Raw genomic sequence first — 23,788 nt, 5'->3', positions numbered from 1 at the left:
CAAAGGAATAGGTGCTTTATTGCTTGTCCTTCACTGAATAGATGCGCAAAAAAGCTGACTCCGTTCTTCGGAATCAGCTTTTTTAGTTCGGAATCATCGCGCTCTTACATATTATTACGGATTTGTTCAGCTAATGCTTCGTATGCATCATCCGTTAAGGTCACGCGGCCTGGGTTCATGTCGAAAGTCGAGCCCCATTCGAAGGCGTCGTCTTTGTATTTCGGCACCAAGTGGAAGTGCAGGTGCTTGCCGGTATCACCGTAAGCGCCGTAGTTCACTTTTTCAGGGTTGAACGCTTTGTGCAACGCGTTCGCAACTTTGGCGACGTCGGCGAAGTATCCGTTGCGTTCCTCATCCGTAATGTTAACCAATTCGCTCACGTGGTCTTTGTAGGCAACGATCACACGGCCTTTGTGGCTTTGTTCTTTAAAAACGTATACTTTGCTGTATGGCAGTTCGAAGCAAGGGTAGCCGAAAGCCAACACCATTTCGCCTTCCATGCAATAGGCGCAATTTTCATCTTTCATCAACACAGACCTCCTAGAAATATACTTTCGGTTCATTATAGCACTTTTAAGCGCCTACATTTTGTCCATAATCCAACAGTATTGCGTACAAAATGTGAACACACTGACGATACCGGTCATGGATCATCGCTCGCTGAACATAATGAACAGCGCTAAAGCCACACCGCATAGGAAGGCTAAATATGAGTGCTCCTTGTCGTGCTCCTCCGCTTCCGGCAACAGGTGTGCGGCTGAAACATAGATCAACACCCCGACCGCAAAACCAAGGGCAAGTCCAAGAAAGGTATCGTTCAGTCCAGCTACAAATGGATACGCAATGAAAGCTCCGATTGGGGTCGTCAGCGCTGCAACCAGAAAGGCATAGAGGATAGCCCTTTTACCGTTCACACCGGCTTTCACTAACGCTGAAAAGGTAATCGCACCTTCAGCAAACTCATGCACAACCAAGCCGATCCCCGCCATCACACCTGTAGCCGTACTAATGCTGAAAGCAACGGCGTAGATGATGCCGTCCACAAAGGAATGGATCCCAATACCTTCCAGCGCGACGATACCGAAAGCCAACTCGGCTTGTTGCGTCCTGTGTTTGATGAGTTTGTTGCTGAAGAACATGAAAATGAACCCCGCCAATGCCGCCAGCCCCGCATCTGCATTTTTCTCGAGTGCTTCCGGAAAAGCAATAATCAACGGGGAGGCGATCAGGACGCCGGCCGCAAAACACATGAAATACTCGATATTCCGGTCGACCCACTGTTTATTTTTGTAGATGACCCAAATCCCAATGCTATTCACGATCATGGCACTCAGGGCAAATAACGCAACCAGATAGAATGTGCTGTCTGTAACCATAATTCCACTCCCTGCCTCATCCTTTCCATACAAGAATCACTCTTCCTAATAACCAAAGTAAGCCAGAATTGTCTCCAGAACTTGGTAATCTGGGATATAACCATATCCCGCGGATTGATCTTCACTGATACTGAAAGGCGCTGATCCGATGAGCGTTTCCTGATGGATGATGGTCCCGGTAGCCCTGTCCAGTATGGTTATGTGGACATAGCGCGTATAGACAACCGACTATACAACGCATTTTGTAACCGCTCTATTTCGTTCTCATTATAACATATCACGAGCGCCTGAATCGCGTGCGGCTGCATCTGATGCACTGAAAAAAGACCATACAGAAGTCCCTTTCCAAGGGTGTCTGTATGGTCTAACTAATTGTTTATTTCCCTAAACGGTCCGGCATCATGAATTCCATGAATCCCCAGACGCCGTTCGCGAGAAACAGTTCTTCGCGGTCGTACTTGGATATTTCTTGGCGGATCAGCTCGTCTTTGTTAGCGAGGGCTTTCGCTCCCCAATGCGGATCGATTAGTAAAGCACGTCCGACAGCGACAAGTTCCGCATTTTCCAATACTTGCTCAGCATCTTCGCTCGTGCGGACATCGCCGACGCCGACCAACGGCACACGTCCGTTGATTTGCTCCTGGATGTACGCCATCATGCTTTTCTCTTTATGGTCCTCCGAAACGGAAACGAGTTGGCTGTCACGCAAGGAAATATGCAAATAATCCAAGCCCTTGTCGGCCAATTGGTCCACCAAGAACAGCGTATCCGAAAAACGGATGCCCGGATTTTCATATTCCTCTGGGGAAAAGCGGTAACCGACGATGAAATTCTTGGCGCCTGTTTCATCCACGACTGCCGTCACTTCATCAACCAATTTGTCGATGAAACGGAATCTCTTTTCCAAGCTGCCGCCCCATTCATCGTCCCGGCGGTTGGAGTGCGGCGAGAAGAATTGTTGCAGCAAATAAGTGTTGGCGCCGTGCAGTTCCACACCGTCAAAACCGGCTTCAATCGCACGACGGGTCGCGGCTTTGAAGTTTTCGATCAGATCCAGTATTTCGTCACCGGACAAAGCTCTCGGCGTCTCGGCATTCGGTCTTTCGGCAGCGATGGCGCTAGGCGCTACTGGCTGAACGCCACGCAGGACGCTTGAATCCGTCATGCGTCCGCCGTGGAAAATCTGCAGGATGGCTTTTGTGCCATTCTTTTTGATGGCTGCAGCCAATTTGCTCAAACCCGGAATGAACACATCGGAAGCGACGCTCAATTCGCCTTCCCAGCCTTTGCCATCGTTTTGAACATTTGCCGCGCCTGTGATGACCGCGCCGATTTCGCCGGAACGCAGGCCGTAGTAATTGATTTCGTCGGATGTCACGACCCCATCATAAAAACTCATCTTCGTCGTCATTGGAGCCATCATGATGCGGTTCTTTAACTTAAGACCGCGTTTGAAAGTCAGTTCACTGTTCATTGTTGACATGTTTTTCTCTCCTCTTCACTGTCGTTTTTTTTCATTTTAACGAGCTTATCGTAAATTCCCAAACAAAAAGCTCAGCCTTTAAATTGCATGCGCATGCATACATTTTATTACAAGTGATTATTTTTTGCAAGAACCTCGCTTTTGAAAGTAAGTGTTCGGAAAAAGACTGCCAGTCATGCAAAAAAACTGCGGAGAAGGCACCACGCCCGCCTCCGCAGTCTGTATCCATCATTGCCTTTTCCGGAATTTCGATCAGTAGTCCGTCTGTGAGCTGACGTCGCTCCAGTCCTCGATCTCCTGCAATCTCTCTCTCATCTCGGCAGACACGATTTTGACGGCATCCGAACCCAGCAATAACCGTTTCGGAATGGTCTCTTTTTGGATGGTTTTGTAGATGACTTCTCCCGCCTTGTCCGGATCGCCGGGCTGGTCCTGGTTGTCGACGATGTTCTCTTTTCTGGTCTTCCACGCTGTTCCGGCATAATCTTCGATCTGCTTCTGGGTGCCTTTCAGGGAAGTGTCGTAGAATTTGGTGCGGAATGTTCCCGGTTCCACGGTCATCACTTTGATTCCCAATGGAGTGACTTCCTTCATCAAACCGTCCGTCATCAATTCCAAAGCGGCCTTGGATGCAGCATAATAACCGGAACCGACACCTGAACGTGCGGCTGCGATCGAGGAAATATTTATGATCGCGCCGTTTTTCTGAGCCCGCATGTAAGGCAGGACTTGCTTGATCAATGCGATCGGGCCGAAGAAATTCGTGTCAAACAGCAGATTTACGCTGTCTTCTTCGCCTTCTTCAACGGAAGAACGATAGCCGTAGCCTGCGTTGTTCACGAGGATGTCAACCCCGCCGAAATTATCCGCTGCCGCTTTCACGGCGTCGGCGATACTTTCTTCATTCGTGATATCCAAAGGTACGGCGATAGCAGTGTCGGGATAAGCTTCGACGATATCCGCCACCGTTGAAATGTTCCGTGCAGTCACGACCGCATTATCCCCATGTTTTAAAACTGCCTTTGCGATCCCTCTGCCGATGCCGCTCGAGCAGCCTGTAATCAACCATGTTGTCATATTGTTTCCTCTCCTTCCGAAGCTGTTTATTTTGATGCTGGCGCCATTTCAACGAATCCAAACAGCGCCACTCCCATTACAAAAAGAAGTATACACCTTGGAGTGCACTCAAAGGGAAGCGTTTTATTTTCGAAAGTTCCTTTTCCGCGTTATCACTTTAATTTCCTGATCGGATGAATTATAAATAAAATAATGCGGCAATGATGGAAAGTACAACAGCATAGTAGTGATACCATTTCTGTTTCGTTTTATGAAGCAGAAATGCACTTATTGCAGCAACCAACAACACGGCAAAATACGCTATAACGGGATTTCCATACAATTGAACGCCAATGCCAACCATAAACGTGGTAAGTGAGGCAGTCAGTAGGCTGGCTTTAAGCCAATCGTATATCGCCGAACGGTACACGATCAAACCTAGGCCGAGCCAAACAATCCCATAACCAACGCGCAAATAGGATACAAATCCATAGGAGCCATCCTGATTTGCAATGGTTTCAAATACCGTGAAAATCAGGAAATAAAGCATAAAAGCAACAGCCACAGCAATAAAGCTCGCTATTGTCACAAGCATGCCTTCCTTGATGATTTCAGATCTTTTGTTCATACCCCCTTCAGCTCCTGTCCATTTACTCGACATGATTTTCGGGCAACGATGCCTCAATGCGGGAAGGCAATCTCAGCGAGTGTCCATGCAATGATGATAAGTCCTACCGGAATGGACAGCAACGTCAACAAGGCTCTGTCCTTGTATTTGATGACGGCTATCAATCCCATGATGAAACCAATCACTCCAATCAGTGCAAGGACGGGTGTCGGAAATGGTAATCTGATGGCTGCACCTAATCCGAGCATTTTGATGGCCATCAACACGATGAAAGCCAGAGTCAAGCCAGCCGCCCATTTCCCGGTTGTTGTTTTGGACCAAAACTGCATTTTCATGATCGTTTCCTCCTTATTCTTGTTCAAGATAAAATGCTGCATCAGGTAAACTGCCGTTAATTGCATCAGGGGTTGCTTCCAGAAACAGGCTCAGATATTTTTCTACTGCCGGTTTTGCGCTTGTTGCATCCAAATAGCCCAAATTGCTGCGGGAAATCACTCCTGTTGCCTGTTCTTTCGTGATCCCTACTTCATGATTATCGAGCAGTTCTGCCGTTTCAGCTGGATTGCTGTTGATCCACTCAATGGAATCCTGATAATCCTCGACAAACAGGTTCCATTCTTCTGCTCGATCTAGAGGGATTTCCTTTTTAACAATCAAGCAAGTCAGGGGCAATGGCATCCCATCCTCGTTAATTTCCATCCATTCCTCCTGAATATCCAAGGCAATACTGAAGCCACTGTTTTCATTCAACAAATCGGTAACCCAAGGCTCAGATAAAACTAGACTATCATTAGCTGCGACGTTTTCCATCGCTGTTTCTGCACTAGTAACATATGTCAGCGTCAAATCATTATCCGGATCGATGCCAGCTTGAATCAACAACTGTCTAATAACAATGTCAGCAGCCGATCCCTGTCCTACAATTGTAATCGTTTCCTCATCCGCTTCAAAAGAGTAGTTCACCGTGTCCCCCAACCTCACTTGGGGATCGATGCTTGGCTCCATCGCCTTGACGAATCCCAACGCTGCAGGACCAGTAATCGACGCAACTGTTAAACTAGCTGAGCCTGCCTGTTCGTATGCTTTATCCCATGCATTGCATCCACCCAACAATAAGACCGTAAACAATAACCCAATGATCAGTCTCTGTTTCATTGCCATTCCAACCTTTCTGAAACCGATACTTACTGCCACTATTTATTAAACGCTTGCTTTCAAAAAATTTTGCATTTCCTCGAAGAATAATTCGGAATGAAGCAGGATTTCACCATGCCCAAAGCCTTCAAATAGGGTGTCCTTGCCGTTCGGTAATGCTCTTCTGATTTTTTTGGCACCTCTCGCAGCCAACTTTTCCTTGCTGCCATACCAACAGGCTACCCTGACCGCTTGATAAGGCTCCATTTTATCAATCTGGTTGAACATGGAGGCCGCGTCATAAAAAGCATTTTTCATGGATATTCTGGATATGCCCGGATACAAAAATGTTTGAAGCATTTCGGGTGTGATCCCCCCCAGTTTCAGAAATCCATTCATCTTGTCTGTCAGAATTTTTTTGCCAAACCATCCCGCGGCTCTTGACGCTGGCTTGTTGAATAGGCCTAGTGACATATCGGCTGTACCGTCCAGAATGATATTCCTGACTGTCAGGTTCCGACGGTAGGCCGTAAAAAGCGCAGTGATACAGCCGAGAGAGGACGCGTAAATCACATCTACTTTCCCATCCAGGTTATTTTGAATATATTTTTCGACCTGCTCCGCTTCTTTTTCCCCACTGATATAATTGGATTCCTCTTCTGGGTTATGCCCATCGAATCCGACAGCAACGACATAATAATGAGGCGTCAACACGGGAATCACTTTTTCGAAACTCTTATCCCATGTAGTCCCCAGACCATGGATAAGCATGACCGTCGTTTTTTTTTGCTCCCGACCTCGTGGAATTGCATAACCAAGATTCTCCTTTATTCGTTTCAGCAGGGAAGGTACTTCTTTTCATAGGTAGTGTGTGGCCTAAAAAATGGGTTGTTCTTTACAATATGATTATACCACTTCAAGTGTTCATTTATACTTCAAACACCTTACTACACTTGATGCGCAGCACAGTCTCTTTACCTTGATCCCCCAAAAAAAGGCCTCCAGATTGAGACATTTTCGCTGAAGTTATGCGCAGCTCCGGAGAAAGACTCCCTCTCCGGAGTTTGCTAGCAACTTTCGTCCTTACCTCCGATGTGGCAACGCTTATCGGAGGTCGCAAGCGGAATGCATCCTAAACGCCGACGAGGCCTTCGTTCGCCGGAAAGTAAATTACAGTTATCGATTTTGGAGAAAGGCAGAAAAGAAAGTTACCGTACAACGTCGAAAAAGGCTGGGGTTTGTCCCAGCCTGTTCTCTAGACTTTTAGTTTCTTGTGAAGCGAACCCACTCTTGGTAAACCGTAAGCTGTTCCGCATCGAAATAGGGTAACGCCTGTTGTTTGATTCGTTCCGGAATGCCATAATAGGCTTCCGCGATAGCCCCGGCAATGGCGGCCAATGTATCACTGTCCCCGCCAATCGAAATCGCGTTTCGGATGGCATCCTCGAATGAAGTCGATTCCAGAAAGGCAACGATTGCTTGAGGAACCGTTGCTTGGCAAGCCGTAGTGAATCCGTAGAAGTCCCTGATTTCATCAAGATTGAAATCCAGCGGGTAATACTCGTCCTCCATTTTAGTCCGGATTTCGATTTTTGACGAGCCGCAACTTGCCAAATAGGTTGCAATGGCTGTCGCTTCCGCACCCTTCAGACCTTCTTCATGGTTGTGCGATACCCCGGTGACTGCTGCGGAGAGTAGGCGAACCTCGTCTTCTGACTCGGCGGCATATGCAACTGGGCTGATCCGCATAGCCGCACCGTTTCCGAAACTGTTGTATGGCTGAGGATTGTCACTGACGATCCATTGAAAGAATGCCCCGCTGAAGCCGCAATCAGGATATCGGCGCCCAAATGCTTGCATGTAGGTGACACTTCTCCTTGCAAGCAAGGGATAATAATCGTTGTTGCCACGATCACTCACTTTCCCCGTTTCCAGCAGTGACTTGGCGACCGCAAACGTCATGATGCTGTCGTCCGTCATCCGGCAATCATTTGTAAATAATTCAAAATGCTTGTCTTTGTGATTATGCCACTCGAAACGGGAACCGACGATGTCCCCGATGATTGCGCCCAACATAAAAATCTCTCCTTTTTATGAACTTTCCGCAGAATCTTCATTCGTACTGTTCTAGCTCAGATTGATTTTCAAGTCCTTGAAAAATCCTTCCGTTCCTTCTTCGACCCAAAGCGCAATAGCCCCCTCCGCATCCGGACCGTGTTTCAGATCATTGACTATCAATACGGGATGCTTGGAGTTGTCCACATACAGTTCCGCATGTTCACCATCCACCTTGACCTTCAGATCGATCCATTCGTCCAGTCCCATATCGGCATAGGATTCGTACTCGCCTGGGCTTTCGACTCTGAGCCGGTCAAATTTGTAGTCAGGATAGGAGAAATATTGTGTGGAGCGGTTCCTTCTCAGTTGGTTTTCATTCCTGCCGTTCGTCGGACGGACATACAACGATTCGAAATGCCCGTTTTTCTCATCGATACGGAAGGCAATCCCTAGGAAGCCTCTGGCAAATTCAGGAGCGTCCGGCAAAAGCCGGCTCAAAACCTTCACTTCGATCGTGCCGTTCTTGAAGTTGCTGCCGATTACTCTTGCATATGTCGGCTCATCAAAAGCATCGATTTTCGGATCTTTTATGACCCTGAGCACTTCAGTTCCTTCAAAGTCAATGTTGCTGATGAAGGAATTAACTGCGATAAAGTTTTCTGCGTTCATGGCTATGTTCATACTTTTCTTCCCCTTTATATGAATAAATTGTGCTGTTCTTATCCTCAGTCTAGCATAATTCTAGAATCTGTAAATTACGCACTAAAAGGTAAGTATGGAAAAAGGACGCAAGAACCAAGAATTTCTGGCTGTCCTTGTGTCCTTTCGATACGTGTGGATTCATTCTTTCATTCAAACACTACAGCCGCAGAACCATCAAGCTTGATGCGGTAACGCTCACCGCTGTACTGGAGGATGTACATCCAATCGCCCAGGACATAATCCAACTGCCAAATCGTGATGTCATTCACCCTTTCGGTTCCGGATCCATCCAGATTGACGCGGTAAAGGCCTTTTTCAAGTCTGCCTTCACCTTTGCCCAGCTGATAATACAGATACCCGCCATCCAACTGCGCTGTCACCACCTTTTGCACAACCACAATTTCTGTTGCTCCTGTATCAGCATTTTCCGTTTGATAGAGCGTCAAAGTGAATAAGCTTTCATCTTCGGTTTCGGTCAACTGGATGTAATAGACATCGCTTTCGGCCAAATAGTAATCCTCGTAATCCGAAAGCAGCTGCTGATTCTCGCTGCCGTCCGTCTTGATGCGGGATAAGGACTGCTTGTCCTCAGCATAATAGACCCAGTCACCGGTAACAGTAGGTGTCCCGCCTTTTGACTGGAGTTGCGTTTGCGCTGTACCATCCAACTCACTTCGGAACAGACCGTCCAGAGTGGTGTAGTAAACCGCATTATCCGCAATCGTGAAAGCATACACTGTTTCGGCGATTACCTGACTCTTTTCGGAGCCATCATCCTTCATCCGGTAAAGCTGATCCTTATCCGATGCGTCCGTATAATAAATCCAATCCTCAGACACAGTGAAATAGCTGATCGGATTTTCGGTCAGCTCCATCCGTCCGGTCCAGTCGCGGTTCCTTCTGATCAGATTGCCTTCGGGCGTGCCCGGCGACATTTCACCGGGATCAATGTAGAACACATATGCTTCCGTTTCCGCAATCCAGCCGTTGTTAAGCTGCCCATTCTCAAGGGTCCCTGCTTCCTCCTCCGCCAGTGTCTCCTTCACCTTAAAGTCTTGATTAAACCCAAGCGCTGACAACAGAAACATGACAGCGACCACTGAAAGAATCGCCAAACCGATGATTGTACCCCACTTGAACAGTTTATTGCTGGAAAAAATACTGGGTTTCATCATGCATCCCTCCTGTTCTGTTCGTACATTGATTAGCTCAAGCCAAAGTATCATGTGACATCAAAATCTGTGTTTGTCTTACCCTAATTCCATTTTACACCCATTAAAAAAAATACACGCCGAAAAAGTATCGTTGAGATCTATTGCGCTTCGTAATTTAATCTGCCAAAATTTCGTCGCTGATCTTCGCATCCTTGATCTGATGCAACTTCAGCAAAACTGTTCTGGCAATCGGTTGTGCGATTAAATACTCGAATTCACTTGGTTGCAATATTCAAATTTAATTTATACAAAATCATTCGGGAAGCAGAGATTTTCTATTCTATCTTCCTCAATTCATCCACAAAAGCTGGCCTTCTTTTGTACAAGATAAGCAGTTCGTTGACCAATTCTGTTGCGTCGTCCTTACCGGCGATCTTTTTGTATCGTCTGATGAGTGCACAGACGTCCTGGTAGGCACTTCTTTTTGAAGAGTCCTTAGCCACGGCCCTGATGTGATTTCTATAGAGTACCACCACTTCATCCGGATAATTTCCCTTCAAAAGCTCTGCGTACTTTACGATGTACGCCGGGTTCTCTTTGACGTATGCCATAATTTCTTCTGAATCTTGTTCCTGTTCAATGAGCTTTACATACATGTTTTTTACTTGCCAACGCTGGTCGTTTTTCAAAGACGTTTTCAACTTGCTGTAAAACGTTGTTTCATCTTCAATATTCAAAGCTTTGAGTTCTTGATAATATTCAAAATTGCCATCAAAGAGCAGCTCCTTCGCTAAACGCGCCTGTTCAGCTTTTAGGGATAATTTTTTGTAGGCATCATAGCGAATTCGCTTCCATTTTGACGTTCTGCCGGCATATTCCTTGTCTTGCTTTTCCCCATCCATTGCCAACACGATGACTTTTTCGAAATTATTTTCCTTGAGGGCCCTCTCGATCAGCAATTTCCGGAAGGATGCGTATGCACTGTTATCCTCTTCGAATTGCAGCGCTTCGGTATCTGTCCCATAGACAACAAGCATTCTGTGCAAGATGTGCAGCAACGTTTCAGCATAATAGGTTCGATAGTCATCAGTAGTACTGTTGTTGAAATATGCCATTATTCTGTTCTTTAGCAGGATTCTCAACTCTTCTGTCTCCGCGACTTCTGCGCACAATCGGAGAATATCGATTTTGTATTCCTGCCAATCATCATAGACGGCATCATCACTGTCTTTCAACAGTCTGTTGAATAATTTTTGCTTTGAGGAGCTTTCGGCAAGTTTTTCGCCTAGGACAAGATCTTCCATCACCTCAAAGCAGTCCGAGACAAGCCCTCCTATATCGCCATAAGAATCATCTGCGTATTGATAGGCTTCTACTGCTTCATGAAGGAGTAAGATAATGATATCCAAAGCTAATAGGCTGTCTTCTGTCTTTTTCGCCTTTTCCAGGAGACTCCCTATCTCATCCGCAAAAGCACCCACTTTTGGGTATTCAATAAATCCGCCTCTGCCGGTGTATTTTCTGACGACGGCTTGCATAAACTTGGCACATTTCGCTAGTTCCTCTTCCCTATCCCCTTTCGAATACGTCATGAGCAAACTTTTTTCTAATGTTGCATCTTTAAAGGATATAGCCATTATTATTTTTATCAACTCTTCTTTAGGAAGACTGCTCAATACCTCTTCGATTCCGGGTTGCTTAGTTGGGACCTCCTTTGTGTCCCATTTGACGCTTCCGGTGTTGATAATTTCGGCGAGCTGAAAAAATACTGCCACTTCGTGCTTGCATACAGGGCCAAAATCATAAGGACAATCACATTCTGAATAGATGATTTCTCCCATATCATCAATCTCTACTGTCACCTCATAATTGTCGCGTCCTTCAACCTGAAAAAGGTAGGTGTTGCCCCTTCGAACATAATCCTCATCCACATTGCCGCCCATATAGTAATTGTACCCTCTATCCAAAATGGTTCGGTTGATGAGATTTTGAAAATTGTTGATATTCACCGTTGTTTTTCACCCCTGTCTTAGAAAGGAAAGTCCTGATCAGGTTCAATCGTTTCCTCAGAATCCAAAAGTCCATCTTCCGCTGCTTGTTCCCATGTGATGCCGTAAGGAGCTCCGCCGGGAGTATAGCCTGCGATATAGTAAAACTCATCATCACTGTCATAATCAAATTCACGAATGTTCGCCATTCCTATTTTTCCTTTCATTTTATCGATTTGACCAACACTTCAAACGCTGCTATCCTTTTTCATTATTTTGATATTCTATATTACGAATATAAGCAGTGTTTTTACCAGCGCCCGTCTTGATGATATACCCTTCCTTCAGCAGTGAAGCCAAGGTTATTTCTACAGTCGATTTGCTGATATCGGGACATTTTTCTAAAATCATACGCTTTGAAAGCTTCTGCAGCGTATTATCAAACAACGAACGGATACGTTCCGGTTTGGATAGGCTACGATTTTGCATCAACTCCACACGAGCCGAAAATTCTTTTGACGCACTTAAAGTAACCTCGAGGTAATACTTAACGAACGGGAAGTAATTGTTCTTTTCTTCATACCAATCAGTCGAGCTGTCTTGTAAAACCTCATAGTACGTTTCCTTTGTTTTTTCGATTATCATCTCAATACTGATATACTTCCCCACAATATATCCGGATCTGTATAAGAGCAACAATGTCAATAGACGGCTCATTCGGCCGTTGCCATCGCTGAATGGGTGAATGCAAAGAAAATCCAAGATGAACATTGGAATCAGCAGCAAGGGATCATATTTTTCAGTGTTGATTGCTTTAATGAACGTATCCGTGAGTCGGTCTATTCCAGCTGGAGTTTCAAATGCTGACATGGGCTGAAAGCGAACCTTTTTTTGTCCGCTAGCATCTGTTTCAGTAATAACATTATCCGACCCTTTGAAATTACCACCGTGAGACATTGGACTATAATGGTAAAGGTCTCTGTGCATCTGTAGGATAACGTTAGAACGTGGAACTATATAATCGTAGCTTTCATGAATCAGCCCCAGTACTTCACGATAACCAGCAATTTCTCTCTCTGATCGGTTACGCGGCTCTACTTTTTCCTTTACCAAGGCATCCAAACGCTCATCGGATGTATAGATACCCTCGATTCTATTGGATGCTCCGGTGCTTTGGATTTTTGCTATTTCTAGCATAGACACTAAAACATCCGACTTTGCCTCGATAAATAACTCTTGTTTTCCTTTATACTCGTGAAGCGCAGAAATCAGATTCATAATTTCATGATTCATCAATTCTTCCGGGATTATTGAATAGTCAAATTTTCGCATGATTGGTTTCCTTTCTACGTAAAAGCTTATGCTTCTACATAATTATACGTAGAAATTATGTAGAAGTGAAGTGAAACAGGTAGAATATAAAGTTGAATTTGTATTGAAGGCAAAGAGCTTCTACATATTTATGGTTACAAAATATGCAGAAGCTCTTTAATTTCAGTGATTGTTCAGAAAGTAACAACTTTATCCGCCCACTCGACCATCTGGACGCAATCTATCATGGTGCTGATCGGGCAGACGTCCGAACCTTCCATGTTGCGTGATTTCAGGCACGTGCCGCAAGCCAGTATTTCGCCGTCCAGTTCGGCAAAAGCCTGCACTTGTGCGGCTACGTCATATTTTTCATGGGTCATGTTTTCGATTTCGACGGCTTCGCCCATCAGGAAGACTTTCACTTCATGGCCGGTCTTCTTCGCTGTCACTGCGAACCGCATGGCGTTCCACGATTTTTCGTATTCCTTTGTTTCGATGATGATCCCTAATTTCATTGTTATTCCTCCAATTTTCTTATTTGTCTTTGTTCTTTGATTTGGCATAATTTCGGGCATTCTTGATGCCGCCGAAATCGGAAAACATCGTGTTGATCTTCTCTTTTTCGATTTGTCTGGAATTCAGGCCCTCGTACTTGGCTTCCTTCTTGAGTTTCAGGTAGCTCTGCAACCGCTCTTCGGTCAGAGCGCCCTCCTCGATCGCCTTTCTGACCATGCAGCCCGGCTCGTTTTGGTGTTTGCAATCCTTGAATTTGCACTGTGACGCCAATTCATCGATGTCGGCAAACGTCTTCGCCAGGTTCGCGCTCTCCAAACCGAGTTCGCGCATGCCCGGCGTATCGATGATGCACCCGCCAGTCGGAATGAGGAACAGTTCCCGGTTTGTGGTCGCATGCCGTCCCTTATCGTCCCTTCTGATTTCCCGCGTCTCATTCAAATCCTCACCAAGGATCCGGTTGATCAAGGTCGATTTGCCGACACCGGATGAGCCGATGAAAACAACGGTCTGGCCCGGAGTCAAGTATTTCTGGACGGCCATATATCCGTCCTCGCTCAGGCTCGACGTGACCAGCACATCGACCCCGAAGGCGATCGTCTCGATTTCACGCAGTTTTTCCGGGATATCTCCGCACAGATCGGCTTTCGTCAGCACAATCACCGGCGTCGCCCCGCTGTCCCATGCGATTGCAAGGTAGCGTTCCAGCCTTCTCAGATTGAAATCATTGTTGAGCGACATGCAAATGAAGACAATATCGATGTTCGCCGCAATAACCTGGACGTCATGCGCTTTTCCGGCTGCTTTTCGGATAAAGACGCTTTTCCTGGTCAACGTGTGGTGGATAATGGCATGGTCCTGGCTGCCCTCATTCCGGTCGATCATCACAAAATCGCCGACTGCCGGGTAGTCCGACATTTCGACTGCCGCATGGCGCATTTTTCCGGATATTTCGGCCAGCAGCTCCAATTCTGCAGTCGCAACACGGTACAATTCCTTGTACTGCGCGATGACTCTTGCCGGATGCAGGTCCGGATAAAGGGTCGCCTCCTGCGCGAACCTGTCCGTGAAGCCTAAATTTGTTAATTTATCAGTCATGATCCCTTTACCTCATATTCAGTAAATTTAATCTACTTGATTTAATCTTTGATACTAGTGTACACCCTTTGAAGACATATCATCCATTCCACCTTCAACAATGAATACAGGGACTGACCCTCAGTATATTACTTGTGTTTTTTTATTATCCTGTCTGCGGCTAATTTACCTGTGATAATGCATGTAGGTGTTCCGGCTGGATTATAAGCCCATTGCCCTACTTGATAAATATTCGGAATCGGCGTAAGCACTGATTTGTTCACTTGCTGCATTTTATAGACAACCGGGATCGGGGCTTCAAAAGACCAGCCCACGATTGCCCCACCAGCACTCCCGACTCGTTTTTCAACACTTAAAGGTGTAAAGGAAAATTGCTTCTCCACTTTATCTTTTAACTCGGGACATAAACTTTCAGAAAGCACGCTGATTATTTTATTTTCAATTTCCCTTCTGAACTCCTCATACCAGCCCGATTCTTCGACTTTATCGAACAATTCCGCCTCCATAAGCAGGCTGATTATTAAACCCGTTTTGCCTTCCGGGGCCAAATCAGAATCTCTCATAGCCGGGATCGCTATTTCATAAGTGTTGTATTCCAGGAAACGATCCAGCCAGGAAAGAACTTCTCCTTTATCCGTCTCTCCCCATTTTCCCAGCATTCCCTTAAGCTCACTCTTATTGATGTTGCCCAACCCTTTTCTGGATGGTGTGTAAAACAGATGCCCATTGAAGGAGTCCTTAAAATAAGACACCGGCAAATCAACTTCCAAATAGAGCGAGAAGACAGATTCACTGGGCCTGCCTTTTGCCATCAATGCTTTTGTTGTTTCAAACTTTTCCCTTATTTTCGGAGCCTGGTTACCCAAATCAGTGATAGTGTAAAAAGTTTTTAGGTCTGCAGCCCAAACAAGGTCTTCATAATAGTATTCGTTGTTGTTTTCATCGACAATCACCTGTTGGTCGGCATGGATTTTTTTTACAAACGTATTCGGGAGTATGTCACCATTCAATGCTTGGATTTTTTCCACCAATGCTTCGGCAAGCTTGCCTGTCCCACCTTTCGGATACACATAGCTACTGTACAAGGTGAAATAGCTCAATGCAAAAAATGTCGGTGTGCCTTTAAAAAAATGTTGTGAAATGATATCTATAAGTGACGGATCTTTAATAAGTTCTTTGAGATATTCATCACTAGGTTTGGAAAGCCTTTCAATCCTGCTCATCGCAAACATAAACTTCGGTAACCATGGCAAAAGTTCTTTTATTACGTACTCCTTATCTCTCTTGATATCTTTAAATAATGGATTATCAATGCCATAGATGATATCGATCTGTTTCATTATTCTGATCATGACTTCTATGAATTTGTCGATATCCCCTACGCTATCAGGATAGAGGCTCACCAACAAATCTCTGTATTCGCCAACAGAATTCGAGCCTTCAATGCCGATGATTTTATCCTCTACGCCAAGAGAAACCTTGCTTGAGACGACCTCAATATCAAGATTCAGGTCTTTCAGCATAGCTAAAACGACTCCTAATATGGCTCTGGCTCCAGCATCAAAAACGAAACCGTCCCTTTCAAATGAATTTACCAGTCCACCGAATTCGGCGTTTTTTTCGATAAGCAAAATTTTCTTGCCTGCTTGAGAAAGAAATACCGCAGATGTAAGCCCGGCAAGTCCTCCACCTACAATGATGGCATCATATCTTTTTTTTTCCGCATCATTCATTCAAATTCCCCATTTTCGAACTTATTTCCCAAAGAACCCTTGCATTTTCAACATCCAGAGCTGGTGGAGCAGGTTCTTCAAGAGTTGTCAGATTGAAAAATTTACCACTGCATGTTACCAGATTTCCAGAAACCCCTAAATAGTAGATGGCTTCTGTAGCAACCGAAACAGGGTTTAACGTTTTGTCCAATACATTCTTTTTGAACCACTTGTATAATGGACCATTGTCCTGCCCCGTAGCTGTTTTTACAGCTCCAGGATGCATGGCGTTAATGGTTACGCCCGATCCTCGGAAATACTCGTCAAAATTCAACATCGCTAAGAGTTCTGCGAGTTTGGCCGTACCGTAACTTTTCAAACCGGAATAACGTCTTTTTGACCAATCCAGATCATCAAAGCGCATCCCCCAAGCCGCAAAGCGGTGCCCTTCTGAGTTTACCAATATAATCCGACATTTCCCCTGGGATTTCAGTTTATCTTTTAAGATATAGTTCATGATAAAAGATGAAAGGTAGTTGACCATAAAGACTTTCTCGATTCCAGTTGAAGTGATTTGTCGCTTTGTAAGATAAATGCCAGCATTATGAATGATGATATCAATGGGTCTTTCAATTTCCAGCAAACTATGAGCAGCTTGGTGTGTATCCTCCATGCTGCTGAAATCAGCCAGAATATAATCACACCTTACTTTGTACACGCTCTCAATTTCATGTTTCAAAGCTTCTGATCGCTCTTTGTTTCTGTTGATGCAAATCAAATCAGCACCCTTTGAGGCAAACTTTCTGGCAGCGGCATAGCCAATTCCAGAAGTAGCGCCCGTTATGACAACCAGCTTGCCCTTGCAATCATCCGAACAGATCAACGGGCTCTTAGAGTTATTTTTTATCATTGCGAGCACATTGGACAAACGATACTCTTTAAAATATTTCCCGAACTTTATCCCCTTATTTTCCATGTTGTCACCCAAATTTTTTCTTCATGAATTTTCTGTATCTTTTACCAAATGACGGAATGTTATCAAATATATCTCCCCACAGATCATAATAATCTCGTTGCTCAATAATTTTACCATGTTCATTTATGGTTAATCTTGAAAGTCCATATAGGATGGAACTAGGATATTTCTTGTAGCTGATTGTCATCTCCCATTCGATGAATATATCATTCCCCTGTTGCACAACTTTAACCAATTTCATATTCAAATCTTTTGAGCGTTCTGTCAGTCTATCCGTCATTTCCTTGAATTCAACAATACCTCTGATCTCCTGTATTGTATCTTTAAAATAAATGTTTTCGTCATAATAAGGTAAGATGTGTGACCAATCAGGCTTTCCATCGGTATTATAGGTTTTTGACCAAAGTTCTTTTACAAGTTCCAGTGTGAGTTTGAACTCTTTTTCTATTTTAAATTCTTTCATATACATCGTCTCTTTCTGCATATTATGAATTTACTTATTTGCTATTATTTTAGCATATTGTTGCCGGCATCCCTAGTGGTGAAGGTTTTCTGGATTTGACAGTCCACAGAGGAAGTGGCGATCAAAATTCAGAAGAACTGATGAGTGTGGTGGCCATAATTGTCGAATAAGTGAAGTAGATCCGATCATTTTACACCAGATTGAAGCGAGTTTATCGAATGTCGAAAAACATTCTAGAATTTGACATCTTGTCGGACCGCAATTGTCTAATATCTGATAGATGTTCAACAATTTAGCCCAGCCTGTAGTCAAAAAAAAACAAGAATGCATAATTGAATGCATCCTCGCTTTTTTACAGATGTCAGGTTGCTAAAGTTAATTACCTTACCGCAAAGACAGTCTCTGTTTATTATTTAATTTAGAATGAACCGTGGATAACGCGTTCCAGCAAGTCGGAAATTTGTTCTTTCGTTGCTTTTGCTAACTCCAACGCATAACCAGATACACGGATGGTAGCTTGTGGATAGTTCTCCGGATTTCGCAACATTTCTTCCAGTCCTTCTTTGGAGAATACGTTAACGTTCAAGTGGTGTCCGCCATCTTTTCCAAAGTATCCGTCCAATAGCATCGATAAGTTCTCTATTTGAACGTCACGCTCTTTTCCTAATGCTTTAGGATGAACTGCCCATGTATAGGAAGAACCATCTTTAACGTCTTCGAAATCAATCGTACTAACTGATTTCAATGCAGCAAGGGCACCTTTGTAAGGGCTGCTGTAACTTGGGTTAGCTCCTGGAGACAATGGAGTGAATGCTTCTCTATAGCCTTTGTACTTCGCATCTTGTCCACTGAATAGAGCGCCTGTCGCTTTTCCGTAAACGATATTTGAAGTAATCGTCAAAATAGAAGTTGTAATTTCAGCATTACGGTAAGTAGGTTGAGCTTTCAACTTGCCGACAAATTTCTTGATCAGCATGTCAGCAATTTCATCAGCTTCTTTTTCATTGTTACCGAATGTTGGGAATTGTTCTCCTTCAACGACATAGTCGATCGGGAAGCCCTCTTCGTCACGAACGACACGGACTTTAGAATATTTAACAGCACTCATTGAGTCAGTTGCCAATCCGATACCTGCAATACCTGTAGCCATCATTCTGTGCAGTTTTGTATCCAGCAATCCAAATTGAACAGCTTCGTATGCATATTTATCGTGCATGTAGTGGATGATATTCAATGCTCTAACATAAGTTGTCGCTACCCAATCCATAACAGCATCGATTTTTTCCATCAGTGTGTCATAGTCCAAGTATTCATCTGTAATCGGTTCTAGGCCATCGATAACTTTACTTCTGTTTTTCTCATCGTAACCACCTGTAACGGCATAAGTCAGGATTTTAGGAAGGGATGCTCTGGCACCGAAGAATTGGATAGAACTACCTGTATCTCCTGCTGTCGGACTTACGCAGCAAGCGATTGAAACGTCATTGCTTCCATAATAGTGACGCATAACATCGTCATTTTCATATTGGATAGCACTTGTATCAATACTTACTTTTGCACAGAAATCCTTGAATCCTTTAGGAAGTTTTTCATTCCACATCAAAGTCATGTTAGGTTCTGGTGCGTTACCCATATTATAGAGTGTTTGCAAGAATCTGAATGTATTTTTTGTCACTAATGAATTGTTGTCATCAAGCATACCTGCAAATGTCAATGTTGCCCATGTTGGATCTCCTGCAAATAAAGCTTCGTATTCCGGTGTTCTTAGTTGACGAACGATACGCACTTTCATTACCAAGTGGTCAATCAATTCTTGCGCTTCTTTTTCAGTCAAAGTACCTTCTTGGAGATCACGCTCGATATAGATATCCAGGAATTCTGCAATACGTCCTAAACCTTGTGCAGCACCATTGTCTTCTTTAACCATAGCCAAGAATCCCAGGTAAACCCATTGCACTGCTTCTTGTGCAGTTTCTGCCGGTCTGCTGATATCGAAGCCATAAATTTTGCCTAATTCAATCAGTTTGCCTAATGCACGATATTGCGTTGAAACTTCTTCACGCAAACGAATGTCTTCTTCAGTATACGTTTTTGCTTGCAATGCGTTCCAGTCGTTCAGTTTCTGTTTCTTCAAGTAATCAACACCGTACAATGCGATACGTCTGAAGTCTGGAATGATACGGCCGCGACCGTAAGCATCAGGCAATCCTGTAACGATCTTGTTGCGTCTGGCCATACGAATGTCGTCATCGTAAGCATCAAAAACGCCTTGGTTATGTGTTTTACGGTGTTCTGTATAAAACTCATCCAATTCTGGATCAAGCTCGTAACCGTAAGATTTTAATGCTGTTTCTGCCATACGGATACCACCGTAAACGTTCAAGCCGCGTTTCAATGGTTTTTCTGTTTGCAAACCAACGATTTTTTCCAGATCTTTGTTGATATATCCAGCCGGATGAGAAGTTATTGTACTGACAACAGAAGTGTCTGCATCCAAAACCCCGCCATTAGCGATTTCTTGTTTTTTAAGTTCTATGATCTCTTGCCATAACTCATTTGTCGCTTCTGTAGGTCCTTCCAGGAAACTGTCATCGCCAACATATTCTGTGTAGTTATCTTTGATGAATTCTTGAACATCAATACCTTCTTGCCATTTAGAACCTTTAAAGCCACGCCATGCATTACTCATAAGTTAATTCCTCCAATATAGAAGTTTGTTTTTATATTCACATTATACACTATCACGAATGCATTTGTAACAGTTATACTAATTTTTTCGAAAAAAAGATGCAAAAGCCGTCATAACAGGTTTTATCTGTTTCAGTTACACCCCCATTCTGTATCACTTGTTATATAACTGGCGGCGTTTTCACCTGACACCTATTTATTTTGTCAGGATTTCCCTGATGCAAACGAGAACAAATGCACATTTCCGTCTTTTCCATCGAGTGCCTACCAAACGTTTCTTCCGGACTTGCATCCAGCTTATTGATTCCCTTACTTTTGCGAATTATTCTGAATACCTAAAAACTCCTCGAACTAAACTGTTCAAGGAGTTTTTTCTCGAATAATCTCTGTAAAAGTGCTTTCATCCATCAGTCACGTTTCTCATAAGCAAGAGTGCTCTTTTCGGTTGCAGTCGCTAAATAGAGTGCAAATCCGGCGACAATCAGCTCGGAAAGCACAAACGCCGACCAGATGCCGGTCATCTGCCAGAGCTTGCTGAACAAGATTGCAAGCGGAACGATGACAGCCAGCCCCCTCAAGATCGAGATAACGAAGGCAGCGCGTGCCTTTTCGGTAGCGCTCAGGAACATTGCCGTCACGATGTTTATGCCGACAAAGAAAAAGCCCAGGAAATAGATTTTCATGCCTTCACCCGCCAATTGCGCGATTGCAGGATCATTCTCATTGTTGAAGAGGCTGATCAGTATGTCCGAATACGCAAAGGTGCCCACATAAATCAGTGCGGCTATCAGGACAGCCGTCATCAAAGCATAGCTTTTCACTTTTTTTACCAATTTCCACTTCTTCATCCCGTAGTATTTGCTGATGAGCGGTTGTACGCCTTGCCCCAGGCCGGTAAAAATCGCAACAGCCACAAAGGCAAGGTTCGCGACAATGCCATAAGCGGCAACGCCTCTGTTCCCCTCGAGCCCAACAATCAACAGATTAAATGTCGTCAACACGACCGCTGATGACACTTCCATGATGAACGTTGCAGATCCCAGAGTGAAAATATCCCTAATCGCCGGACGGGTCATTTTGTGCTTCAGGAACACCGGGCTCCGCCTTTTCGATACGAAGTGCGTGGCGAGGATGCCCAAACTGATGATCGGCGAAAGGCTTGTCGCAAAGGCGGCTCCGAACATACCCATCCCAAGCGGGAACAGAAAAATATAATCCAGGATCACATTCGAAAAACTGCCGACCATCATCGCCGTCATGGCAAGTCGGGGATTGTTGTCGTTGCGGACGAAAGCAAGCACCGTGTTATTCAGGATGAAAAACGGCGCAAAAGTCAAAATCGTGGCCATGTATGCTTGTGTCAAAGGCAACGTGTCCGCATCAGCTCCCAAGGCCGAAGACAGCGTTCGTGATCCAAACAGACCGAATAAGATAAACACCAGTCCTATCATGCTGCCTAACTTAAGCGATCCGGAAAACACGCCTTCCGCCTCTTCATTTTTATTCTGGGAGTTCAATATGCTATAGCGGGTCGCTCCGCCGATGCCGATCATCAAGCCGATGCCGTGGACGATACTGAATGCCGGAATGGCAAAATTCAGTGCGGCAATCCCATTGGCCCCCAATGCTTTCGCTATGTAGAACGTGTCAGCCAAAATATAGAAGGACACGCCAATCATCCCCAAGATATTCAGGCTGACGTACTTTGAAAAGTCCCTCAGTAATGTTTTTTCCATGTTGCAGTCTCCTTCCACAATAAAAAAGGTGCCCCGATAACATTCCTTCAAAGACCTACGGAATGTTTCTGAACACCTTGAACTCTCTGCCCGGTGGCAAAAAGAGGATTATCTATTTGGTTAATATCACTTGATTATAATTTTTCGGAGACTGCTTGTCAATGCCCCCCGCTTATTTCCAACTTAACTTGTCCTCAACCTCAAATTTTTCTCAAAAAACAAGCAGCCAATCGTAACGGCAGCAATGTCCACACCTGTCCTTATCAACAAATCAGGCAAGCCAACATCAAGCACGAGGGGCACGAAGAAGTTGAACAGAACAAGATTCAGGCCAAACAACACCCCTCCGACCATCAACGCATTTGCGGTCCTGCTGCTCTGCTGAACCTGTTTGTTGAACCAATCCAATACACAGGCAATGGCAAGTCCCGCCACCACGCACCAAGCGATAGTTTCGACTGGTTTTTCTGCAAATGACGAATAAATACCCACTACGTAATACTGGATCAGCCGCCCGATAATGAACAACACGGTAATGGCAGCAATCGCCGGAAGGCTGCTCTTTACCGCTTCTTTGCTGTCATTTTTTGCTTCTTTTCTCCCAAGCATGATTCCTGCCAAAGCACCCATAACCAATAGCGAAAAAGCATCCGCAAGGGGGTAGGTGATTCTGTCCAGAGGCACGCCATGCGGCAAAGGCTCGAGCAGATATGCGACCCAAATCAGACTACAGGCAATCCCGTATTCGAGACCTTGCACTAACTTATTCCCCGTCAGCCGATTATATACCAGCAAAAACAATGCTGTTATAACTGAATAAGCCAATACACCATATACTGAAAAAACTAAAGGCAATGTCCCATTCATAACAAATATACTTGGGGACAAAACAGATTGTTCTCCCGGCGGAATCAAAAGCTGTCCAACAATCCTTGAAAAGGTTGCGCTCACTCCGATAAGGAGAATCCTGACTATATATTTGGCTTTTCCGACCATTCCCACACCTCACTTATTTATCAACTGATGACACTCTTACTTTGGTTCACAGAGCTTGATACCTTCATTATGGAAGAAAAGTTCCCTTGCATGCGTCATTTCCAAAAATACTCTACTGATCTCTGTACACTTCGGTCATGCCAAATTTTTCTTTGTTTAAAATTATTTTCTGGATTTCTTGATTTACCCTCGCATTAAATCGCTTACCGAAAACGCCGAGTATCACTATAACGATCAGCGAGCCTAGCAAAATGATGACCAGCTGAGCAAGGTTGCTTCCGGATAACGAGACTACGGTGTATACCAATCCCAGCGAGGCATTGCCGATACCATGCAAGGTTGCCGCAGTGAAATAATTGCGTCCGGAAAGGATATGTCCGATTGAAATAACCAAGCTCGACACCATACATTGCAGGATGAATGCAACAAACCAAAGCGGCGATACCGCAAAAGCTTGGCTCTGCCACTGGGTAGAATAAAAGAGCCACGGGACGTGCCAAATCCCCCATATAAAACCGAGGACCAGTGAGCCTTTCAGAAAACCATACTTTACCAACAGTTTATCGAGCGCATATCCACGCCAACCAAATTCCTCATTCGACGGTCCATATAGGTACATAATGCCTGCTGAATAAATCCCTATTTTTAGCTTACGGCTTCATTAGAGGTTCAATTCTAGGGGAGCTCATCCATTGGATGAAAGTCAAAAAAATGCG

At 44.5% G+C, this 23,788-nt stretch carries 23 protein-coding genes; all 23 read right to left on the bottom strand.

The window, feature by feature from the left end; all coding sequences use genetic code 11:
* Nucleotides 1–104 precede the first annotated feature (104 nt).
* Complete coding sequence (locus tag ACTCCX_RS03010; RefSeq protein ID WP_463274670.1) at nt 105–527, bottom strand: HIT family protein; 423 nt, start codon at nt 525–527, stop codon at nt 105–107.
* A gap of 123 nt (nt 528–650) precedes the next feature.
* Nucleotides 651–1,376 carry a ZIP family metal transporter gene (locus tag ACTCCX_RS03005; protein ID WP_463274669.1) on the bottom strand — a complete coding sequence of 242 codons (726 nt, stop codon included), beginning with the start codon at nt 1,374–1,376 and terminating at the stop codon, nt 651–653.
* Nucleotides 1,377–1,752: 376 nt separating this feature from the next.
* Nucleotides 1,753–2,859, bottom strand: a complete 1,107-nt coding sequence (locus tag ACTCCX_RS03000; protein ID WP_463274668.1) for an NADH-dependent flavin oxidoreductase — start codon at nt 2,857–2,859, stop codon at nt 1,753–1,755.
* Between the two features lie 252 nt (nt 2,860–3,111).
* The gene (locus tag ACTCCX_RS02995; protein ID WP_463274667.1) at nt 3,112–3,936 is read right to left on the bottom strand and encodes an oxidoreductase; all 825 of its coding nucleotides are present in this window, start codon (nt 3,934–3,936) and stop codon (nt 3,112–3,114) included.
* Nucleotides 3,937–4,114: 178 nt separating this feature from the next.
* Entirely contained in the window at nt 4,115–4,543 is a 429-nt protein-coding gene (locus ACTCCX_RS02990) for a hypothetical protein (protein ID WP_463274666.1), read from the bottom strand.
* Nucleotides 4,544–4,596: 53 nt separating this feature from the next.
* A complete protein-coding gene (locus ACTCCX_RS02985) occupies nt 4,597–4,878 on the bottom strand; it encodes a hypothetical protein (protein WP_463274665.1) in 282 nt (93 codons plus the stop codon).
* A 13-nt stretch (nt 4,879–4,891) separates the two neighbouring features.
* Nucleotides 4,892–5,737 (bottom strand): ABC transporter substrate-binding protein, encoded by an 846-nt coding sequence (locus ACTCCX_RS02980; protein ID WP_463274664.1) that lies wholly within the window; start codon nt 5,735–5,737, stop codon nt 4,892–4,894.
* Nucleotides 5,738–5,743: 6 nt separating this feature from the next.
* Nucleotides 5,744–6,448, bottom strand: a complete 705-nt coding sequence (locus ACTCCX_RS02975; protein ID WP_463274663.1) for an alpha/beta fold hydrolase — start codon at nt 6,446–6,448, stop codon at nt 5,744–5,746.
* A gap of 492 nt (nt 6,449–6,940) precedes the next feature.
* The gene (locus ACTCCX_RS02970; protein WP_463274662.1) at nt 6,941–7,753 is read right to left on the bottom strand and encodes an ADP-ribosylglycohydrolase family protein; all 813 of its coding nucleotides are present in this window, start codon (nt 7,751–7,753) and stop codon (nt 6,941–6,943) included.
* A 51-nt stretch (nt 7,754–7,804) separates the two neighbouring features.
* The gene (locus tag ACTCCX_RS02965) at nt 7,805–8,416 is read right to left on the bottom strand and encodes a hypothetical protein (protein WP_463274661.1); all 612 of its coding nucleotides are present in this window, start codon (nt 8,414–8,416) and stop codon (nt 7,805–7,807) included.
* A gap of 167 nt (nt 8,417–8,583) precedes the next feature.
* Entirely contained in the window at nt 8,584–9,612 is a 1,029-nt protein-coding gene (locus ACTCCX_RS02960; protein WP_463274660.1) for a DUF5050 domain-containing protein, read from the bottom strand.
* Between the two features lie 314 nt (nt 9,613–9,926).
* On the bottom strand, nt 9,927–11,600 hold the full coding sequence (locus ACTCCX_RS02955) for an SWIM zinc finger family protein (RefSeq protein ID WP_463274659.1): 1,674 nt from the start codon (nt 11,598–11,600) through the stop codon (nt 9,927–9,929).
* A gap of 20 nt (nt 11,601–11,620) precedes the next feature.
* Nucleotides 11,621–11,788: a hypothetical protein gene (locus tag ACTCCX_RS02950; RefSeq protein WP_463274658.1), complete on the bottom strand. Its 168-nt coding sequence runs from the start codon at nt 11,786–11,788 to the stop codon at nt 11,621–11,623.
* A gap of 49 nt (nt 11,789–11,837) precedes the next feature.
* Nucleotides 11,838–12,911: a Fic family protein gene (locus tag ACTCCX_RS02945; RefSeq protein WP_463274657.1), complete on the bottom strand. Its 1,074-nt coding sequence runs from the start codon at nt 12,909–12,911 to the stop codon at nt 11,838–11,840.
* A 173-nt stretch (nt 12,912–13,084) separates the two neighbouring features.
* Nucleotides 13,085–13,405, bottom strand: coding sequence for a DsrE/DsrF/TusD sulfur relay family protein (locus tag ACTCCX_RS02940; RefSeq protein ID WP_068621030.1), 321 nt, complete (start codon nt 13,403–13,405; stop codon nt 13,085–13,087).
* 19 nt (nt 13,406–13,424) lie between these two features.
* Nucleotides 13,425–14,501: a ribosome small subunit-dependent GTPase A gene (gene rsgA, locus ACTCCX_RS02935; protein ID WP_463274656.1), complete on the bottom strand. Its 1,077-nt coding sequence runs from the start codon at nt 14,499–14,501 to the stop codon at nt 13,425–13,427.
* Nucleotides 14,502–14,629: 128 nt separating this feature from the next.
* The gene (locus ACTCCX_RS02930; RefSeq protein WP_463274655.1) at nt 14,630–16,234 is read right to left on the bottom strand and encodes a phytoene desaturase family protein; all 1,605 of its coding nucleotides are present in this window, start codon (nt 16,232–16,234) and stop codon (nt 14,630–14,632) included.
* Nucleotides 16,227–17,189, bottom strand: coding sequence for an SDR family NAD(P)-dependent oxidoreductase (locus tag ACTCCX_RS02925; RefSeq protein ID WP_463274654.1), 963 nt, complete (start codon nt 17,187–17,189; stop codon nt 16,227–16,229). Before ACTCCX_RS02925 ends, ACTCCX_RS02930 begins: the two co-directional genes overlap by 8 nt.
* A gap of 4 nt (nt 17,190–17,193) precedes the next feature.
* Nucleotides 17,194–17,652 carry a nuclear transport factor 2 family protein gene (locus ACTCCX_RS02920; protein ID WP_463274653.1) on the bottom strand — a complete coding sequence of 153 codons (459 nt, stop codon included), beginning with the start codon at nt 17,650–17,652 and terminating at the stop codon, nt 17,194–17,196.
* 418 nt (nt 17,653–18,070) lie between these two features.
* On the bottom strand, nt 18,071–20,341 hold the full coding sequence (gene pflB, locus ACTCCX_RS02915; protein ID WP_463274652.1) for a formate C-acetyltransferase: 2,271 nt from the start codon (nt 20,339–20,341) through the stop codon (nt 18,071–18,073).
* Between the two features lie 406 nt (nt 20,342–20,747).
* Nucleotides 20,748–22,076 (bottom strand): MATE family efflux transporter, encoded by a 1,329-nt coding sequence (locus ACTCCX_RS02910; protein ID WP_463274651.1) that lies wholly within the window; start codon nt 22,074–22,076, stop codon nt 20,748–20,750.
* 183 nt (nt 22,077–22,259) lie between these two features.
* Nucleotides 22,260–23,072: a hypothetical protein gene (locus ACTCCX_RS02905; protein WP_463274650.1), complete on the bottom strand. Its 813-nt coding sequence runs from the start codon at nt 23,070–23,072 to the stop codon at nt 22,260–22,262.
* Between the two features lie 112 nt (nt 23,073–23,184).
* Nucleotides 23,185–23,691: a CPBP family intramembrane glutamic endopeptidase gene (locus tag ACTCCX_RS02900; RefSeq protein ID WP_463274649.1), complete on the bottom strand. Its 507-nt coding sequence runs from the start codon at nt 23,689–23,691 to the stop codon at nt 23,185–23,187.
* Nucleotides 23,692–23,788: the final 97 nt, after the last annotated feature.

It is taken from the genome of Trichococcus sp., assembly GCF_055118575.1.
Note: the sequence above shows the minus strand (reverse complement) of the source record. Positions and strands in the feature narration are given on the sequence as shown.

What these genes read in the sequence shown, in the direction of transcription:
- ACTCCX_RS03010 (WP_463274670.1), bottom strand. Translation starts at nt 527, where the DNA reads ATGAAAGATGAAAATTGCGCCTATTGCATGGAAGGCGAAATGGTGTTG.
- ACTCCX_RS03005 (WP_463274669.1), bottom strand. Translation starts at nt 1,376, where the DNA reads ATGGTTACAGACAGCACATTCTATCTGGTTGCGTTATTTGCCCTGAGT.
- ACTCCX_RS03000 (WP_463274668.1), bottom strand. Translation starts at nt 2,859, where the DNA reads ATGTCAACAATGAACAGTGAACTGACTTTCAAACGCGGTCTTAAGTTA.
- ACTCCX_RS02995 (WP_463274667.1), bottom strand. Translation starts at nt 3,936, where the DNA reads ATGACAACATGGTTGATTACAGGCTGCTCGAGCGGCATCGGCAGAGGG.
- ACTCCX_RS02990 (WP_463274666.1), bottom strand. Translation starts at nt 4,543, where the DNA reads ATGAACAAAAGATCTGAAATCATCAAGGAAGGCATGCTTGTGACAATA.
- ACTCCX_RS02985 (WP_463274665.1), bottom strand. Translation starts at nt 4,878, where the DNA reads ATGAAAATGCAGTTTTGGTCCAAAACAACAACCGGGAAATGGGCGGCT.
- ACTCCX_RS02975 (WP_463274663.1), bottom strand. Translation starts at nt 6,448, where the DNA reads ATGCTTATCCATGGTCTGGGGACTACATGGGATAAGAGTTTCGAAAAA.
- ACTCCX_RS02970 (WP_463274662.1), bottom strand. Translation starts at nt 7,753, where the DNA reads ATGTTGGGCGCAATCATCGGGGACATCGTCGGTTCCCGTTTCGAGTGG.
- ACTCCX_RS02965 (WP_463274661.1), bottom strand. Translation starts at nt 8,416, where the DNA reads ATGAACATAGCCATGAACGCAGAAAACTTTATCGCAGTTAATTCCTTC.
- ACTCCX_RS02960 (WP_463274660.1), bottom strand. Translation starts at nt 9,612, where the DNA reads ATGATGAAACCCAGTATTTTTTCCAGCAATAAACTGTTCAAGTGGGGT.
- ACTCCX_RS02950 (WP_463274658.1), bottom strand. Translation starts at nt 11,788, where the DNA reads ATGGCGAACATTCGTGAATTTGATTATGACAGTGATGATGAGTTTTAC.
- ACTCCX_RS02945 (WP_463274657.1), bottom strand. Translation starts at nt 12,911, where the DNA reads ATGCGAAAATTTGACTATTCAATAATCCCGGAAGAATTGATGAATCAT.
- ACTCCX_RS02940 (WP_068621030.1), bottom strand. Translation starts at nt 13,405, where the DNA reads ATGAAATTAGGGATCATCATCGAAACAAAGGAATACGAAAAATCGTGG.
- rsgA (WP_463274656.1), bottom strand. Translation starts at nt 14,501, where the DNA reads ATGACTGATAAATTAACAAATTTAGGCTTCACGGACAGGTTCGCGCAG.
- ACTCCX_RS02930 (WP_463274655.1), bottom strand. Translation starts at nt 16,234, where the DNA reads ATGAATGATGCGGAAAAAAAAAGATATGATGCCATCATTGTAGGTGGA.
- ACTCCX_RS02925 (WP_463274654.1), bottom strand. Translation starts at nt 17,189, where the DNA reads ATGGAAAATAAGGGGATAAAGTTCGGGAAATATTTTAAAGAGTATCGT.
- ACTCCX_RS02920 (WP_463274653.1), bottom strand. Translation starts at nt 17,652, where the DNA reads ATGAAAGAATTTAAAATAGAAAAAGAGTTCAAACTCACACTGGAACTT.
- pflB (WP_463274652.1), bottom strand. Translation starts at nt 20,341, where the DNA reads ATGAGTAATGCATGGCGTGGCTTTAAAGGTTCTAAATGGCAAGAAGGT.
- ACTCCX_RS02910 (WP_463274651.1), bottom strand. Translation starts at nt 22,076, where the DNA reads ATGGAAAAAACATTACTGAGGGACTTTTCAAAGTACGTCAGCCTGAAT.
- ACTCCX_RS02905 (WP_463274650.1), bottom strand. Translation starts at nt 23,072, where the DNA reads ATGGTCGGAAAAGCCAAATATATAGTCAGGATTCTCCTTATCGGAGTG.
- ACTCCX_RS02900 (WP_463274649.1), bottom strand. Translation starts at nt 23,691, where the DNA reads ATGTACCTATATGGACCGTCGAATGAGGAATTTGGTTGGCGTGGATAT.